The organism is Luteibacter sp. E-22 (genome assembly GCF_049913125.1).
Classification (GTDB): Bacteria; Pseudomonadota; Gammaproteobacteria; order Xanthomonadales; family Rhodanobacteraceae; genus Luteibacter.
Genome location: NZ_CP183975.1, coordinates 1,802,797 through 1,819,571 on the forward strand (window position 1 = coordinate 1,802,797; position 16,775 = coordinate 1,819,571).

Sequence of the window (16,775 nt, forward strand, 5' to 3'; positions counted from 1 at the left end):
TCCCGTTAGAAGTCGTAAGTGACACCGAAGCGGGCGTAACGCGGCTGGGTGTAGCTGATGACCTGCTGGTAGCCGTCGTTCACCGAGTTCTTGCTTCCCGAGACAGGGTTGGTCCGCTGCGACCGCTGCTGGTTCAGCACGTTGAACACCGATGCGGTGAAGGCGAGCTTGCGGTCGGCCCACAACGGACGGTATTCGAGGTTGACGTCGACCAGCTCTTCCCACGGCTCGCGGCCCTTCGCGCCATAGGCCGAGGGTTCGCCGAAGCAGAAGTGGTAATAGCTGCCGTAGCCGGACGGATCGCCCTCGGCCTCACCGTAGCGGCCCAGGCACGACTTCGGCAAGCCGGACTGGATGAGCAGGTTGGCCGAGACCAGCCACTCCGGGGCGATCTGGTAGGAACCGTAGAGCTTCAACTGGTGCTTGCGGTCGTTGGCCAGGTAGCCGTTGGCGTAGTTCATCAGCGTGGCGTAATCCCAGTCGCGCGATGCCGCGACGGAACCCTGTCCGACGTCCGAACGCACCTGGCCTTCCGTGTTGCCGTAGCTGCGCGAGTACAGGTAGTCGATCTTGCCCGACCACGTGCCATCGAACGGATGCGACAGGTACAGGTCCAGGCCGTAGTAGTTGCGCTTGAGATGGCTGAAACCGAAGTCCGCGTTGGTCACCGTGACATTGGTGTAGCCACCGGTGTTGTTGGCCAGCTGGTAGACGTTCGCACGCCCCGGGTTCGACAGATAGCAGCTGCCGACCGTCACCGCATCGATATCCGCGCCCTGGGCGATGGCCGCGCGGGTGATCGCGCCGTTGTCGCAGACGTCGTCCAGCGCGTTGCGAAGCTTGCGTACCGTGGCCTTCGCGCCCGCGATCCAATCGGCATTCAGTTGCTTGTCCATGCCGAGGATGAACTCGTCCTGGTACTCCGACTTGATGTTCTTGGCGCTGACGGTCTTGGGATCGGGCGGCTGGCCGTACTCGCCATTGGGAGACACGGCGCCACCGGTGGCCGACTGGATGAAGGTCACGCCGGTCGGCATGCCGCTCGTGTCGATGCCCGTATAGGTGAAGTACTGGTTGGTGGCCAGCGAACCGGCCGAGGTGCGCAGCGCCACGGATGCCGGCATGGCCAGGAAGTAGCGGCCGGCGTTGCCGTAGATCTTCATGCTGGAATCGCCGTTCACGTCCCAGCTGAAGCCCAGGCGCGGCGCCCACTGCGGCTTGGTCAGCTTCAGGTAGGGCTGGCCGGCGGGGTTGTAGTTGGTGAACTGGTCGTTGCGCAGGCCCAGCGAAAGCAGCAGGCGGTCGGTGACCTGCCAGTCGTCCATGATGTACTGGGCACGCTGCTTCACGCGCACGGAGGCGAGCGTGTTGTAGTGGCGGTAATAGCCGTAGTAGCCGGTTTCGCCGCCCGGGTAATTGCCCGGCTTGTCGACGAAGGGGCTGTCGCTGATGTTGAGGTTCTTGTCGCCCTTGGCGTACCACAGCTCGTAACCTTCGCCACCGATCGTCGTGCCGTCGTCGATGTCGCGCGAATCCTGGTTGTCGATGCCGGCGGTGATCGAGTGGTCGCCGATCTTGTAGTTGAGGTCGACGCGAAGGTTGCGGTTGGTGGATTCGTGGTCCGGATTGTCGATCGTGTCCAGCGTCTGCCCATTGGTGATCGGCGTGCCGCCGTTGAGCGCCGGGTTCTGCTGGCTGACGTTGCCGATGAACGGGCCGGTGACGCCCGTGGCCGGTGGCTCGTTGTAATAGGTGAGCTTCGACTTGCCGTACAGCGCGGTGAGGGTCAGGTCGTCGGTGATGTAGCTGGTGAACTTGGCGACATAGACCATGGCCTTGGTCTTGTATGTCGAATCCGTGCTGGCGAAATCGCCGACGGTGTTCGTGTCGTAATCGTAGGTGTACTTGTTGCCGTTGGATCGATGGGTCTGGTTGACGCCGGTCAGCTCGAGGATGTTGCTGTCATTGATGTTCCAGTCGAGCTTGCCGTACCACTTCGGGTCCTTGTACGTGTACTTCGTGTCGTATGCGTGGTTCACGTCGCCGATGCTGTTGCCCTTGCTGCGTTCCATCTCCACGGCGGCGAACGCATACAGCTTGTCCTTGATCAACGGACCACCGGCGTAGGCACTGACCGTGGTGCTCCACTCGTGGTTGTCGTCGTTGCGCTGGTTGATCGTGCCCGGAGGCGCCGGGTTGTCATGGCCATAGGTGATGTTGCGCGCACTCGCGCGGGCGAAGTCCGGCTCCCAGAGCACCTGGGCCCCGAAGTGCCATTCGTTGGTGCCGCGCTTGCCGACCTGGCTGATGACGCCACCGTCCGAACGGCCGTACATCGCGGAGTAACCGCCGCTGAGCACCTCCTGCTGGTCCACGGCACCGTAGGGCAGGGTGACGCCGCCGAAGCCACTGAGCGGATCGGTCGTGTTCATGCCGTTGATGTAATACGCGTTCTCCGAGACGGCCGAACCGGCGAAGCTGACCAGGCTGCCACCGAAGGCGTTCTTGAATCCGGTATAGCCCGGCGAGGCACCCGGTGCGAGCAGGGCCACGGCCTCGGCCGAGCGCTGCAGCGGCAGGCGGGCCATGTCGGCGGCGGTGATCACCGTGCTGGAAGCGACGGTGGCGACGTCGATCTTCGGCAGGTTGGTGGCCGAAACGGTCACGCCTTCGAGCTGCTGGGCCGTGCCCGAAGCCGCTTCGAACGAGACGTCGGTGGCGGCGCCCACGCGCAGGGTGATGTTGTCGCGCGTGTCGACGATGTTGCCGTTGGCCTTCAGCGAAACCTTGTAGGTGGCCAGGGGCAGCGATTCGGCCACATAACGGCCGCGCGCGTCGACGGACACCTCGCGGGTGATGCCGTTGCTGCCTTCGATGAGGACGGTTTCACCAGCGGCGATCGGCGCCTGTCCGGCGATGCGGCCGGTGGTGGCCTGGCCGAAGGCGACACCGGACAGGGATGCCGCGACCGCGGCGCATAAGAGGGTACGTCGGAGGGTGGGGCGGGGACTCATGGGATGCTCCGGGAAGGGGGTGTATGTGACAGAGTGGTTTCAATCGATTTAAACGAAAGACGGAAGGCGGCCTTCCTGGCGCGGTGTTGTTTCAGGCGTAGGCGATCTCGCCTACGGCCTTACGAATGGCGGCGATCGCGCGGGACTTTTCCGAGCGACGGTCGGTGACCAGCACGTCGATGCGGTCGGCGGGACACCAGGCGACGCGGCTGCGTACGCCCATCTTGGAATGGTCGGCCGCGATGACGATGCGGCGTGCGTTGGCACACATCGCCCGTGCGATCTCGGCTTCTTCCATCTCGAAGCTGCTGGCGCCGGCCTTGGCGTCGATACCGACCGGCGAAAGGATGGTGAGGTGAGGTTGATACCGGGCGATTTCGGCGACGGTCGCTGCACCCTGGGTGCAACCGGTCTGCGCATTGAAGCGGCCGCCGAGGAGATGCACGTCGTTGCCGGCCCGCGCGGCGAAGCGCGAGGCCACGTCCACCGCGTTGGTGACGATGGTGAGCCCGCTGCGCGTGGCGAGCGCTTCGGCCACGAGGTTCATCGTGCTGCCCGCGTCCATGAAGATGGTCTGGCCACTTTCGACGAGGCTGGCCACCTTCTTGGCAATGGCGCGTTTCTCGCGCACCCGCGTGGCGTGGCGCACGTCGATCGGCGGCTCGTCGCCGGTGAGCACCGCGCCGCCGTGCACGCGCCGGATCTCGCCGCGCTCGGCCAGTTCGACGAGGTCGCGGCGGATCGTCTCGCGCGACACGCCCAGTTCGGTGACGATCCGTTCGACGGACACCTGGCCGCTGGTGCGCAGCAGGTCGCGAATGCGGGAATGCCGTTCTTCATGCCACATGGCGTCGGTCCTTGAGTACGTGGAGGAGGAGGCGCATGGCGCCGAGTGCGAGTGCGCTGGCAAGCACGACGCACATCGCATACGCGGCGGCTTGCGCGAGGAACCCGTTTTCGTCCAGGCGCATCACCGTGACCGAGGCGAGCCCGAGTTCGGGAGTGACCAGGAAAATCACGCCCGACAACGTCACCATGGAGCGCATGAACAGGTAGAAGAAGGTGGATATCGCCGCCGGTGCGGCGAACGGCCATACGGCGTCGCGCAAGCCGTGGAAGGTCGTGCCGCCGGATACCGCCACGGCGTCGTCCAACGCTTCCGGCACCTGGCGCATGCCGGTCTGCATCGTGAGGAAGGCTTGCGCGTGGTAATGGAAGAGGCTGCACGCGGCCACGATCGCCACGCTTCCGTAAAGCCAGCTGGAAAGTGGTCCGTGGTTGAAGGCCAGCACGTAGCCCAGGCCCAACACGAGGCCTGGCACGGCGGCAGGCAGGGAAGCGATGAACTGCACGGGCTTCGCGATGAATGGCGGTGCACGGCGCAGTCCGGCGGACAGGGCGAACACCAGCGGCACGCCGGCGCACGCGGCAAGCAACGACATGGTGATCGACGTGGCCACGGGGCCGTAGCCATCCGGCATGCCACCCATGTAGTTGGCGAGCGTGAGCGTGCGGTCGTAGGGCCACAGCTTCACCACGCTGACATAGGCGACGGTGGCGACCACGCCGACGAGCGGCAGCAGGGTCAGCAGCGAGATGCCGCCCAGCGCGGCGTCGCGCCATGGGTGCCGCGCGGGAACCAGCGTGCGGCCCGGGCTCGCGTCGCCCGTGTCCTGCCGGCGTTTCGCCAACCGGGCCAGCCACACCGAGAGCAGGGCGGGTGCCAGCAGCACCACGCCCAGCGTCGCGCCCATGGCGAAATCCAGCTGTCCGACCACTTCGCCATAGATCTCCACCGCCAACACGCGGTAGCTGCCGCCGACGACCACGGCGCTGCCGAAGTCGGTGAGCGTTTCGGTGAAGACCAGGAAGGCCGCCGCGAGCAGGGCGAAACGCAGCCGGGGGATGGTCACGTCGAGGAATTGTCGCCATGGGGTGGCGCCCATGGATTCGGCGGCGTCATAGTGGCGTGCCGGGGTGCGGCCCAGCGCGGCGGACACGATGATCACCACCTGCGGCAGCCCGTAGAGCGTGTTCGCGATGAGCAAACCCCAAAACCCGTAGATATCGGTGGGCAGGCCGGTGAGGCGATGCACGAGCCCGTTGCGTCCGAGCAGGCAGACGAGGCCGAGCGCGAGCACGAGCGAGGGCGCGAGCATCGGCAGCAGCAGGGCGGCGCGAATCAGGGCTTTCCCGGGCAGGCGGGACCGATGCAAGGCCATCGCCAGGCACAGGCCCAGCGAAACGGTGCATAGCGTGGTGGCGACGCCGATGGCCAGGCTGCGTAGCGCGGCTCGCGGAAGCCCGGGATCGTCGAACAGGCGGCCATAGTTCGCGAGCGTCCATGCACCGTTTGCGTCGGTGACGCTGCGCACGAGCACGGTCGCCAGTGGATGCAGGAAAAACACGAGCAGGCATAGCAGCGGAACCGCCAGCAGGACGATGCTCATGGCGTGACTACGGTTCACGCGCACACCCACGCGCCGCGCAACGCATCCACGGAAACCGGCTCGCCGCGCCCCAACGCGCTGCGCCCGGGCTGTTCCACCAGCAGCTTCCGGCCGCGCCAGGCGAGGGTGATGCGCGCGAGGTTGCCGAGGAAGACGGTGTCCTCGATCACGGCCTCGCCGCGCGGGTCGCTTTCGATCACGATGTCCTCGGGACGCAGGCACAACTCGTATGTGGCCTCGTCGCCGGGCGGCCGCCGTTCCAGGAACCCTGGCATCGCCTCGCGTACGAACGCCGTCGGCAGCAGGTTGGCGCGGCCTATGAATTCGGCGACGAAACGGGAACGCGGCCGCTCGTAGAGGTCGCGGGGGCTGCCGGTCTGTTCGATCCTGCCGCGATTCATGCAGACGATCGTGTCCGCCATCGCCAGCGCTTCTTCCTGGTCGTGCGTCACCATGATGGTCGGGATGCCGAGGGCACGCTGGAGCAGGCGGATCTCGCTGCGCAACTGCCCGCGTATGGCGGGATCGAGGGCGGAGAGCGGTTCGTCGAGCAGGAGCATGGCCGGCTCGGTGGCGAGGGCGCGGGCCAGGGCCACGCGCTGCTGCTGGCCGCCGGAGAGTTCGTCGGGGAAACGCGCGCCGAGCCCGCCCAGCCCGACCCGTTCCAGCAATTCGCTGCAGCGCGCGGCGATCTTCGCCGGGGCGTCGCGGCGCAGGCGCATGGGATAGCCGACATTGGCCGCGGCGGTCATGTCGGGGAACAGGGAGTAGGCCTGGAAGACCAGGCCCATGCGCCGCTCGCGTGCGGGCAGCTCGCTGATGTCGCGACCGCCGAGGATCACGCGTCCCGCGTCCGCCGCGGTCAATCCCGCGACGATGCGCAGCAGGGTGGTCTTGCCGCAGCCGCTAGGCCCGAGCAGGCAGACGAACTCGCTCTCCCCGGCGTCGAAGGAAACGCCATCGAGCACGGTATGCCCCGCCCATGCCTTCGTGATGTCGTCGATCCGCAAATGCATTCCCCAACTCCCCCCGGCCGCGCGCTAGCGCGTCAGCCGCTTGTATCTGGCGATGAGCGCCGCGCGTTCGCGCGCCGCGGTGGCGAAGTCGCGCGCGGGCAGCGTCGCGACCAGGTCGGCGGGCAAGCCCTGCCGTTGTTGTTCCGCGCTCGGCACGCTGCCGGGAGCGGCGACGATCTCCTTGTAGCCGCGGTACAGCGCCGCCGCTTCGGGCGACGCGGTCCAGTCGAGGAAGCGCTTCGCGTCATCCGCGTGCGGAGAGCCCTTCATCAGCGCGGATGCCTCCAGTTCGTAGCCTTTGCGCCCTTCCGGTATCACCATCGTCACCGGATAGCCCTGGCGGATGGATTGCATGGCCGAGAAGGCGAACGAGATGCCGATGGGAAATTCGCCGATGCGCGCGAGCTTGCACGGTGCCGAACCGGACAAGGTCACCTGGCCGACGTTGCGCGAGATATCGCGCAGCAGGTTCATGCCTTCGGGGTCGCGACCGGCGTCCGATAGCGAAGACACCAGCATGTACCCCGTGCCGGACGACGACGGATCGGGCATCGCCACCTGGCCCTTGTATGCCGGCGAGGCGAGATCGCGCCAGCTGCGTGGCATCGGCAGGTGACGTTCGGCCAGGGCTTCGCGGTTGACGCACAGGGCGGCGAGGTATCCCGTGGGCGCGAACCAGAGCCCGTCGGTGGCGCGGAACGCCGCTGGGATGCGATCGATGTTCGGCCCGTGCACCGGCGCGAGCAGCATGGCGATGCTCGGTTCGAGCATGTCGGTGACCGCCATGCCCCAGATCGCGTCGTTGCGTGGTTCGGCCGATTCGGCGAGCAGGCGCGCGGCGAGGTCGCCACTGGACAGGCGCAGGACCCGGATATCGAGGCCGGGCAGCGCCTTCTTCGCGGCGCCGAGGTAGGTGGCGATCTCGTCGCTCTCCAGCGCGGAGTACACGGTGACCGTGCCGGCACGGGCCACGCCACAGGCGGCGAGCAGCGCGATGACGCTTCCGATGTGGCGGTATGGACGCATGGCCGGCTTTCACCCTGTGACGCGGTTCGTCGAAGCTGCCCCGCGGAAGGTCCATGATGCACCAACCGTGTGGCATTTTGGGTATATTTGCAAACCTGTGGCTACTGCGTCCACCAGAGAATTTTCGTTTTTGTCATCATCCCGAAACGTGCGGTCGCTAACGGCGCACGTTCTTTCCAGCCAGGAGTGTCGTTGATGGAATCGTTGTCCGCCGATGAGCGGAAGGAGTTCGAGGCATTCGCCACGGGTATCGCCGATAACGCGCGTGCGTTGTCCCTGCCGCGATTCCGCCGCCCGGTGGACGTGACGCTCAAGGGTGACATGAGCCCCGTGACAGCCGTGGACCGGGGGGTGGAATCGATGTTGCGCGAACGCATCGAACTGGCGTGGCCCTCGCACGGCCTGCTCGGCGAGGAGTACGGCGCGACGCGCATGGACGCGGAGTACGTCTGGTCGATCGATCCCATCGACGGCACGCGCAGCTTCATTTCAGGCTGGCCGCTCTGGGGCACCTTGCTGGCCTTGCTCCGTCACGGCAAGCCGGTACTGGGCGTGCTGGACATGCCCGTGCTGGACGAGCGCTGGATCGGGCACACGAGCGTGGGAACGACGATGAACGGGCTGCCCTGCCGTACCCGTGCATGCGAGACGCTCGCGGCCGCCACGCTTTACACGACCACGCCGGACATGTTCAGCCCTGACGAATGGTCCCGTTTCGACCGCACGAGCCGTGACGCGTATGCGCGCCGGTTCGGCGGCGACTGCTACGGCTATGGCATGTTGGCGGCCGGTCATATCGATGCGGTGGTCGAGGCCAACCTCATGCCGTACGACTACCTCGCCATCGCGCCGGTGGTCGAAGCCGCCGGTGGCGTCATGACCGACTGGGAAGGCCGCGCGCTTGGCCTCGACAGCGGCGGTCGCGTCGTCGCCGCGGCCACGCCCGCCTTGCATGCGGCACTCATCGAATCGCTAGCTAGGGACTGATGCCGGATGTTTTCCCGCGATCGTCGCCATTTCCTTCATGCCGCAGGCGCCACCGTCGCCGCCTCGCTGATCGCGCAGGGTTTCCCGGCGGCTATCGCCAAGGCCCTGGCGACCGGCCCCGACCGGCGCACCGGCACGATCGCGGATGTCGGCCACGTGGTGATCCTCATGCAGGAGAACCGCTCGTTCGACCACTACTTCGGCAGCCTGCGTGGCGTGCGTGGCTTCGCCGATCCGCGCGTGCTGGAACTCGGCAACGGCGACCCGGTGTGGCGCCAGCCGGTGACGGCGGCGCGCACGAAATACTGGAAGGCGCGCGGCATTGGCGATGACGTGGGCTGGGTCTATCCGTTCCACCTGGACACGCGCGCCTGCGGCGATCATCACGAGGGCACCGACCACGGCTGGAGCAGCGGCCACGGTGCCTGGAACCTCGGCCGCAACGATCGCTGGATCGAGCAAAAGCAGGATGTGCTGACGATGGCGTACCTGCGCCGCGAGGATGCCGCCTTCCACTACGCGCTCGCCGATGCCTTCACCGTATGTGACGCGTACCACGCCTCGGCACTCGCCGACACCGCGATCAACCGGATCTACCTCTGGAGCGGCACGGCCGATCCTTCCGGACGGCTGGGTACGAAGGACAACGGACCGGGCACCGAGGAACGCCCCGATGCGAATGGTTATACGTGGACCACATACCCCGAGCGGTTGGAGAAGGCCGGCGTCAGCTGGCGTGTGTATCAGGGCGGTACCGGCGATCCGGGTTCGCCGACCGACAACTACACGGACAATTCGCTGGAGTTCTTCGCGAAATACCAGGTGAAGGAAGGCGCCGATCCGAAGGGTTCGCTCGTGCGCAACGGCGTGTCGAACCACAACCTTCGCGAGTTGCGCGACGACGTGTTGCACGACCGCCTGCCGCAGGTGACATGGATCGTCGCGCCGTACAAGTACAGCGAACATCCCACCTCGTCACCCGCCGATGGCGCGTTCTACATCCGTCGCGTCATCGAAGCGCTGACCGCCAATCCGAAGGTGTGGAGCCGCACGGTCCTGTTCCTCAACTACGACGAGAACGACGGTTTCTTCGATCACGTGGTACCGCCGGCGCCGCCACTGGAAAGCGGCGAGGACGGGCAGGGCGTGGTTTCCGACGATCTGCTCGCCGGCCTGGGCGACGAGATCATGGACCTCGACGCCCATCCGAGGATTTCGTCGCCGCTCGTGCCGGGAAGCGATCCACGCGGTGAACAACCGGTCGGCCTGGGCAATCGCGTGCCGATGATCGTGGTCTCGCCGTGGACCCGTGGTGGCTGGGTCTGCTCGGAAACCTTCGATCACACCTCGGTGTTGCGTTTCCTCGAAAAGCGTTTCGGTATCGAGGAACCGAACATCGGTACGTGGCGCCGCTCGGTGTGCGGCGACCTGACCAGCGCCTTCGATTTCGCCGGCAGCGCCGACCAGCATGTACCGACGCTCGGCGTGCCGGCCGGTTCGGACGGCAAGGCCGCGATCACGGTGCCGCGCGAGCAGGCCATGCCCGTGCAGGAACCGGGCACGCGCCCCTCGCGCGCCGTTGGCTACGCATGGACGGTCGAGCATCGCCTGGATGCGGACAGCAGTCGTATCGTCTTCACCAATAGCGGCCGTCTCGGCGCCGCATTCCTCGTCTATGACGGACTCCAGCGCGAAGCCCCGCCGCGTCGCTATGCGGTCAGCGCAGGCAAGCGCATCGAGGATCGCTGGGCGCTGGCGAAAGCGGGCGACGGCTATGACCGACGCATCCATGGCCCTAACGGATACTTCGCGCATCTGCGCGGTTTTGCCGATGACGGGCTGGAAGTGGTCGTTGCCGGCAAGTCGGGCACCCGTGCCGTCGAAGTGCGCTTGAGCAACCGGGGGACGACGAGCGTGACCGCTCGCATCACGGATGCTTACGGCAACACGGCACCCCGCGATCTCGAACTCGTCGCTGGACAGTTGCAGGCCTTGCCGCTCGATCTGACGGCCAGCTCAGGCTGGTACGACATCGCCGTCACCACGGCCAGCGCGCCACGATACCTCCGGCGTTTCGCCGGGCACCACGAAGACGGCAAACCTGCGACGAGCGATCCTGGTCCACGCAAGGCCTGAATCACCTCGCGTCCAGGATTCCCTCGGGCTACCGCCTCGCTTCCGCCGCTTTCTCGCCGCGCAGGGCGCCGGCGCGGCCAGGGGCTTGCGTGAGCGCCGTCTTGAACGCGGCTAACGCCGGTCCGGGTTGCTTCTGCGCCAGCAGCAGTTCGCCGAGTTGTTCGCGCGCGGGGACGATCGGTCCCGGCGTCACCGGTCGCTTCTCGACCCGGTCTTCCCGCTCGGCGGCATCGGTCATGAGGGCAACGGCGGCGGAGGCGTCGCCGCTGGCCTGGGCGGCCCATGCCTTTACCTCGGAGGCCAGGACGCCGGTCTGCGTGGACCAGTAGTCGTCGCCGGAGGTCTTGAGCTGGGCCTCGATCTGGTCGAGACGGGCCGCCTGGGCGCGAGCTTCGTGGGGATGGCCGCTACGTGCGAGGCCCAGGCCCTTCGCCCACACCGCGATGGCCACCACCGAGGCGGGTGCGCCGTCGGGCGGGGCGATCGTGGCTGCCTCGTTCCATCTGCCTTGCTCCACGACCTCGCGTATCGGCATGGCGGTCGCGGGATAGGCGACCCCGAAGTCGTTCATGTCGAGGCCGCGCATGCTCTTCATCTCGCCGATGACCTCGCGCGCCTCCCGGTCTCGACCGGTCTGCATATAGGCGTAGACGAGATAGTCCATGGCGTGCAGCTGGCCCATGGTGTCGCCGTGCTCGCGCGCGGCCATCTTCGAAGCGAGGTTGGAGTGGATCGAATCGTCCCACAGCCCGAGCCGGGTGAAGATGTGCGAGGGCATGTGCAAGGCATGCGGTGCCGAAGGCGCGATGTCCGCGTATTTCCTCGCCGCCGGCAGGCCACGTTGCGCCAGCTCGGTGCTGTCGCAAGCGTGGATCAGGTAGTGCGCGATGCCGGGGTGATCCGGATGTGCGCGGAACAATGGGTCCAGGATCGCTATGGCCTGCTTCTGCTTTGCGTGTGTCTTGTCGGTCATCGAGGCGTTCGACAGCAGGGCCACGGCGTAGAACACCTGCGCCTCGACGTCCTTCGGGTTGTCGCGGGCGACGACGGCCATCGCCTGTTCGTAGGCAAGGGTGCGCTGCGCTGGCTTGACGTCGCCGCCTTGATAAAGCTGTCCGAGCGCCTGGATGTACGCCCGCTCGCGTGGTGACGAGGTGGCAGCGAGGCGCGCCGCCGCCCGGGCCTCCGCCTGTCCGCGGGCGAAGGTGTCCGCCGGCAGGGCGGGCGTCCACACCGGGTGGAAGAAGACCATCGCGATGCCCCAATGGCCCATGGCGCACGACGGGTCTTTCGCCACGACACCCTCGAAAGCCTGGCCGGCGGCGGCATAGGCGAACGAGTGGAGGAGGGCGACGGCACGATCGAACGGCTTCTGCACCGAGGCATCGCACGAGATCGGAAACGACACGTTGCCGAGCTTCTCGGGGATACCGTGGTCGTGCATCTCCTGGGCCCGGGCGGCGGATGCCACGAGCAGCGATACGGCGAGGATGCGCAGGAAACCGGTCATGCCAGACTCCGTTTACCGGGCGTCGCGTGCCCGCGGGAAGGTCGGAATGTACGCCTGCCGGGCACGGGTGCCCATCGGCAGGATGGCCGATGGCGATCGTGTGGGCCCGGACCCGGACGGCTATACTCCCCCGTCAGCCCCATCGAACGCCGCCCCCGTGACCAGCGAACTCACCTCGATCATCGATTTCATCCGCTACGGCGCCAGCCGTTTCTCGGCTGCCGGCCTGACCTTCGGGCACAGCCACGACAATCCGATCGACGAGGCGACCCACCTGGTCCTGGCCGCGCTGCACCTGCCGCCGGATATCCCGCCTGCCTACGGCGCGGGCAACCTGGTCGCCGACGAGAAAGCCAAGGTGCTGGCGCTGATCGAGCGCCGCGTGTCCGAACGCGTGCCGGTGGCCTACCTGGTGGGCGAGACCTGGTTCGCCGGGATGAAGTTCAAGAGCGACCGTCGCGCCCTGGTGCCGCGTTCGCCGATCGCCGAGCTGATCGAGAGCCGGTTCACCCCGTGGCTCGACGACCGCCATGTGGAACGCGCGCTGGACCTGTGCACGGGTTCCGGCTGCATCGGCATCGCCATGGCCGAGTACAACCCGGATTGGCGGGTGGACCTCGTCGACGTCAGTGACGACGCCCTCTCGCTGGCCAACGAAAATATCGAATACCAGCATGTGGACGACCGCGTGCGGGCGATCAAGTCGGATCTGTTCGATGGGGTGAAGGGCGAGGTCTACGACCTGATCGTGTCCAACCCGCCGTACGTGACCAACGACGAATACGCCGCGATGCCGGCCGAATACAGCCATGAACCGGTCCTCGGCCTGACATCCGGCGATGATGGACTGGACATCACCTTGCGCATCCTCGACGAGGCGGCCGACCACCTCAGCGAAGATGGCCTGCTGATCGTCGAGGTGGGCGACAGCGAGCACGCGCTGGTCAACCTGCTACCGCGCGTGCCGTTCGTCTGGCTGGAGTTCAAGGTCGGGCAGATGGGCATCTTCGCGCTTGAGCGGCGCGATCTCATCGAGCATGCCGCGGAGATCTCCGCCGCGCGTGCCGCAAGAAACTAAACCTCACCGGAAGTACCGTGTCCTCCAATACGTTCGGCAAGCTCCTCTCCGTCACCACCTTCGGCGAAAGCCACGGCCCGGCGATCGGGTGCGTGGTGGACGGTTGCCCGCCCGGGCTCCCGCTCGATGCGGCGGAGTTCCGCGCCGACCTCGAACGCCGCGCCACCGGGCGCTCGCGGCATACCTCGCAGCGCCGCGAGGCGGACGACATCGAGATCCTCTCGGGCGTCTACGAAGGCCTGACCACGGGCACGCCCATCGCCTTGCTGATCCGCAACACGGACGCCCGTTCCAAGGATTACGGCAACATCCTCGACACCTTCCGCCCGGGCCATGCGGATTACACGTACTGGCAGAAGTACGGTATCCGCGATCCTCGCGGCGGCGGCCGTTCGTCGGCTCGGGAAACCACGATGCGCGTGGCGGCCGGCGTCATCGCCAAGAAATGGCTGGCACAGCGCCACGGCGTCACCGTCCGCGGGCATGTGGCCCAGATCGGTGAACTCGTGCCGCGCGGTTTCGACCCGGGCGCGATCGAGGGCAATCCGTTCTTCTGGCCCGACGCCGCGCAGGTGCCGGAGCTGGAGGCGTACATGGACGCCTTGCGCAAGTCGGGCGATTCGGTCGGCGCCAAGGTCACCGTGGTGGCCGATGGCGTACCCGCGGGCTGGGGCGAACCGATCTACGGCAAGCTCGACGGCGAACTCGCCGCCGCCATGATGTCGATCAACGCGGTGAAGGGCGTCGAGATCGGTGATGGTTTCGCCGTCGTGGCCCAACGCGGCACGCAACACCGCGACGAACTCAGTGCCGACGGGTTCCTCTCAAACCATGCGGGTGGAATCCTCGGCGGTATCGCATCCGGACAGCCCGTGGTCGTCTCGATGGCGTTCAAGCCCACGTCGAGCATCCTCGTGCCCGGCCGCAGCGTCGACCGGGCAGGGCAGCCGGCCGAGGTGGTGACCAAGGGTCGCCACGATCCCTGCGTCGGCATCCGCGCCGTTCCCATCGCCGAGGCGATGCTCGCCCTCGTGCTGATGGACCAGGCCCTGCGCCATCGCGCACAGTGTGGCGACGTGGGCGAGGTGCCGCCGCGCATTCCGGGCACGTTGCAGGACTAGATGATGAGCAAGCCGATCGTCTGGATTTCCCGCCCGTTCTTCCCGGACATCGTCGACCGCCTGCGTCCCTGGTTCGAGGTGCGCGCGGAGACGGAGGAACGTTCCTTTTCGCCGGCCGAACTGGCCGGGCGGCTGGCCGGTGCCGATGCCGCCATCGTCGGCCTTGCCGAGCGCATCGACGCGGCGGCGATCGCGTCCGCACCGCGCCTGCGCTTCGTGGCCAACCTTGGCGTGGGTTACAACAACCTCGATATCGATGCGTTGACCGAGGCCGGCATCGGCGCGTCGAACACGCCGGACGTGCTCAACGAGACCGTGGCCGACTACGCCTGGGCGCTGATGCTCGCGGCGGCCCGCCGCATCGGCGAAGCCGAGCGCTGGCTGCGCGACGGCCAGTGGCACGGTTCGCGCTTCGAAGGCTGGCTGGGCGCCGACGTGCATGGCAAGACCATCGGTATCCTCGGCATGGGCCGGATCGGCCAGGCCATCGCACGGCGTGCGTCGGGGTTCCGGGCGAAGGTGATCTATCACAACCGTTCCCGGCTGGCGCCGGAAATCGAGCGTGAGTACGCGGCGGCCTACGTGGACAAGGCGACCCTGCTGGCCGCGTCAGACCATCTGATCCTGGTGCTGCCGTACACGCCGCAAAACCACCATGCCATCGGTGAGTCGGAACTCAAGGCGATGAAGCCCACGGCCACCCTGGTCAATGTCGCCCGCGGCGGCATCGTCGACGACGCGGCCCTGGCCCGCGCGCTGGCCGATGGCACGATCGCCGCGGCGGCCCTCGATGTGTTCGAGGGCGAGCCGAAGGTCCATCCCGAGCTCATGAAACTGCAAAATATCGTGCTCAGTCCGCACATCGCCAGCGCAAGTCGCGACACACGTCGCGATATGGCGGCGCTGGCTGTGGACAATGTGCTGGCGGCGTTCGGGCATGGTCCTGACGCCGGCCGGCCGCCCACGATCCTCAATCCGGGTGTGCTGGCCGACGCCAGCTGAACCTGTTCTCCCACGCCTGACGAAAGCGAAGCATGAGCAAGAAGACGAGTTACAAGGTGGCCATGGTGGGTGCGACCGGCGCGGTCGGCGAAACCCTCCTGTCGATCCTCGCCGAGCGGGATTTCCCCGTGAGCGAACTGGTTCCCCTGGCGAGCGAGCGCTCGGCGGGCGGTACGGTCGACTTCAATGGAAAACCTTACGTCGTCCAGGACCTGGCCAAGTACGACTTCGCCGGCGTGGACATCGCCTTCTTCTCGGCCGGTGGTTCCGTGAGCCGCGAACACGCGCCTCGCGCGGCGGCGGCCGGGGCCGTGGTGATCGATAACACCTCCGAATTCCGCTACCAGGACGACATCCCCCTGGTGGTGTCCGAGGTGAACCCGCACGCCATCGCCGACTATACGGTGCGCGGCATCATCGCCAACCCGAACTGCTCCACGATGCAGATGCTGGTGGCGCTTGCGCCCATCTACCGGGAGGTGGGCATCGAGCGCATCAACGTCGCCACCTACCAGTCGGTGTCGGGCGCGGGGCGCAGCGGCATGGACGAGCTGGGCAAGCAGACCGCGCAGATGCTCAACTTCCAGGAAGTGGAGACGGCCAAGTTCCCGAAGCAGATCGCGTTCAACGTGATCCCGCATATCGACGACTTCCAGGCCAACGGCTACACCAAGGAAGAAATGAAGATGGTCTGGGAGACCCGGAAGATCCTCGAGGACCCATCCATCCAGGTGAACCCGACCGCGGTGCGCGTGCCGGTGTTCTATGGCCACGCCGAGGCCGTGCATATCGAGACGCGCGACAAGATCACGGCCGAGCGCGCGCGCGAACTGCTTGAGCAGGCCCCGGGCGTGGTGGTGCTGGACGAGCGCAAGGCAGGCGGCTATCCGACCCCCGTGGGCGACGCGGCGGGCAAGGACCCGGTGTTCGTCGGCCGCATCCGTGAGGACATCTCGCACGAGCGTGGCCTGGACCTCTGGGTGGTGGCCGACAACATCCGCAAGGGCGCGGCCCTCAACGCGGTGCAGATCGCGGAGATCCTGATCGAGGACTACCTGTAATGAAAGCGTGCGCCGCCGCCTGCCTGCTCGTCCTGCTTTCGCCCCTGGCGCTGGCGGAACAGCGGTCATCGGCGGCTCCCGCGCCTGCCGGGACGGTCGCGGCCCGCGCCAGGCTCGACGCCTTGCAGGGCCAGGTAAAGAGCGAGGACGCCCAGGTCCGGCAACTCAAGGCGAAGGTCGACACGCTGGAATCGAATACGCAGGCCGCCCGCCGCGCACTGGAGGAACGCGATCGCAAGATCGCCGAACTCCAGCGCCAGCTGGAGGCGAAACAGGGCCACTGACCGGGGCCGGGACATGTAAGGGGGGCGTGTACGGGCCTCGCGAACGACTTAACGTTGTCGCGTAACTATCCGTACCCGCTATTGTTAGTT

13 protein-coding genes are annotated in these 16,775 nt (G+C 66.8%); 7 read left to right on the forward strand and 6 right to left on the reverse strand.

Annotation, left to right across the window (positions count from 1 at the left end):
- Positions 1-5: 5 nt before the first annotated feature.
- The 5 genes from ACN9M2_RS08140 to ACN9M2_RS08160 all read right to left on the reverse strand — a co-directional run bounded on the left by ACN9M2_RS08140 (position 6) and on the right by ACN9M2_RS08160 (position 7,506).
- A complete protein-coding gene (locus ACN9M2_RS08140) occupies positions 6-3,014 on the reverse strand; it encodes a TonB-dependent receptor (protein ID WP_426287585.1) in 3,009 nt (1,002 codons plus the stop codon).
- A gap of 91 nt (positions 3,015-3,105) precedes the next feature.
- Positions 3,106-3,861, reverse strand: a complete 756-nt coding sequence (locus ACN9M2_RS08145) for a DeoR/GlpR family DNA-binding transcription regulator (protein WP_426287586.1) — start codon at positions 3,859-3,861, stop codon at positions 3,106-3,108.
- Positions 3,851-5,464, reverse strand: a complete 1,614-nt coding sequence (locus ACN9M2_RS08150; RefSeq protein WP_426287587.1) for an ABC transporter permease subunit — start codon at positions 5,462-5,464, stop codon at positions 3,851-3,853. The genes ACN9M2_RS08145 and ACN9M2_RS08150 overlap by 11 nt, the downstream gene beginning before the upstream one ends.
- A 14-nt stretch (positions 5,465-5,478) precedes the next feature.
- Complete coding sequence (locus ACN9M2_RS08155; RefSeq protein WP_426287588.1) at positions 5,479-6,480, reverse strand: ABC transporter ATP-binding protein; 1,002 nt, start codon at positions 6,478-6,480, stop codon at positions 5,479-5,481.
- 24 nt (positions 6,481-6,504) lie between these two features.
- The gene (locus tag ACN9M2_RS08160) at positions 6,505-7,506 is read right to left on the reverse strand and encodes an ABC transporter substrate-binding protein (RefSeq protein WP_426287589.1); all 1,002 of its coding nucleotides are present in this window, start codon (positions 7,504-7,506) and stop codon (positions 6,505-6,507) included.
- A gap of 195 nt (positions 7,507-7,701) precedes the next feature.
- Between ACN9M2_RS08160 and ACN9M2_RS08165 the strand changes: the two genes are divergently transcribed.
- Positions 7,702-8,493 (forward strand): inositol monophosphatase family protein, encoded by a 792-nt coding sequence (locus ACN9M2_RS08165; protein ID WP_426287590.1) that lies wholly within the window; start codon positions 7,702-7,704, stop codon positions 8,491-8,493.
- Positions 8,494-8,499: 6 nt separating this feature from the next.
- Positions 8,500-10,629, forward strand: a complete 2,130-nt coding sequence (locus tag ACN9M2_RS08170) for a phosphocholine-specific phospholipase C (RefSeq protein ID WP_426287591.1) — start codon at positions 8,500-8,502, stop codon at positions 10,627-10,629.
- Positions 10,630-10,657: 28 nt separating this feature from the next.
- On the opposite strand, the gene ACN9M2_RS08175 is transcribed toward ACN9M2_RS08170, so the two are convergent.
- A complete protein-coding gene (locus ACN9M2_RS08175) occupies positions 10,658-12,139 on the reverse strand; it encodes a hypothetical protein (RefSeq protein WP_426287592.1) in 1,482 nt (493 codons plus the stop codon).
- Positions 12,140-12,296: 157 nt separating this feature from the next.
- Between ACN9M2_RS08175 and prmB the strand changes: the two genes are divergently transcribed.
- The 5 genes from prmB to ACN9M2_RS08200 are packed head-to-tail and all read left to right on the forward strand — an operon-like array spanning position 12,297 to position 16,685.
- Positions 12,297-13,217: a 50S ribosomal protein L3 N(5)-glutamine methyltransferase gene (gene prmB, locus ACN9M2_RS08180; protein ID WP_426287886.1), complete on the forward strand. Its 921-nt coding sequence runs from the start codon at positions 12,297-12,299 to the stop codon at positions 13,215-13,217.
- Positions 13,218-13,234: 17 nt separating this feature from the next.
- A complete protein-coding gene (gene aroC, locus ACN9M2_RS08185; RefSeq protein ID WP_426287593.1) occupies positions 13,235-14,338 on the forward strand; it encodes a chorismate synthase in 1,104 nt (367 codons plus the stop codon).
- Entirely contained in the window at positions 14,339-15,340 is a 1,002-nt protein-coding gene (locus ACN9M2_RS08190; RefSeq protein WP_426287594.1) for a 2-hydroxyacid dehydrogenase, read from the forward strand.
- A 32-nt stretch (positions 15,341-15,372) separates the two neighbouring features.
- On the forward strand, positions 15,373-16,401 hold the full coding sequence (locus ACN9M2_RS08195; RefSeq protein WP_426287595.1) for an aspartate-semialdehyde dehydrogenase: 1,029 nt from the start codon (positions 15,373-15,375) through the stop codon (positions 16,399-16,401).
- Complete coding sequence (locus tag ACN9M2_RS08200; RefSeq protein WP_426287596.1) at positions 16,401-16,685, forward strand: hypothetical protein; 285 nt, start codon at positions 16,401-16,403, stop codon at positions 16,683-16,685. The genes ACN9M2_RS08195 and ACN9M2_RS08200 overlap by 1 nt, the downstream gene beginning before the upstream one ends.
- Positions 16,686-16,775: the final 90 nt, after the last annotated feature.

Coding starts and splice junctions, on each gene's coding strand:
- ACN9M2_RS08150 (WP_426287587.1), bottom strand. CDS start 5,464: ATGAGCATCGTCCTGCTGGCGGTTCCGCTGCTATGCCTGCTCGTGTTT.
- ACN9M2_RS08200 (WP_426287596.1), top strand. CDS start 16,401: ATGAAAGCGTGCGCCGCCGCCTGCCTGCTCGTCCTGCTTTCGCCCCTG.
- ACN9M2_RS08190 (WP_426287594.1), top strand. CDS start 14,339: ATGATGAGCAAGCCGATCGTCTGGATTTCCCGCCCGTTCTTCCCGGAC.
- ACN9M2_RS08155 (WP_426287588.1), bottom strand. CDS start 6,480: ATGCATTTGCGGATCGACGACATCACGAAGGCATGGGCGGGGCATACC.
- ACN9M2_RS08175 (WP_426287592.1), bottom strand. CDS start 12,139: ATGACCGGTTTCCTGCGCATCCTCGCCGTATCGCTGCTCGTGGCATCC.
- ACN9M2_RS08145 (WP_426287586.1), bottom strand. CDS start 3,861: ATGTGGCATGAAGAACGGCATTCCCGCATTCGCGACCTGCTGCGCACC.
- ACN9M2_RS08195 (WP_426287595.1), top strand. CDS start 15,373: ATGAGCAAGAAGACGAGTTACAAGGTGGCCATGGTGGGTGCGACCGGC.
- ACN9M2_RS08165 (WP_426287590.1), top strand. CDS start 7,702: ATGGAATCGTTGTCCGCCGATGAGCGGAAGGAGTTCGAGGCATTCGCC.
- ACN9M2_RS08140 (WP_426287585.1), bottom strand. CDS start 3,014: ATGAGTCCCCGCCCCACCCTCCGACGTACCCTCTTATGCGCCGCGGTC.
- ACN9M2_RS08170 (WP_426287591.1), top strand. CDS start 8,500: ATGTTTTCCCGCGATCGTCGCCATTTCCTTCATGCCGCAGGCGCCACC.
- ACN9M2_RS08160 (WP_426287589.1), bottom strand. CDS start 7,506: ATGCGTCCATACCGCCACATCGGAAGCGTCATCGCGCTGCTCGCCGCC.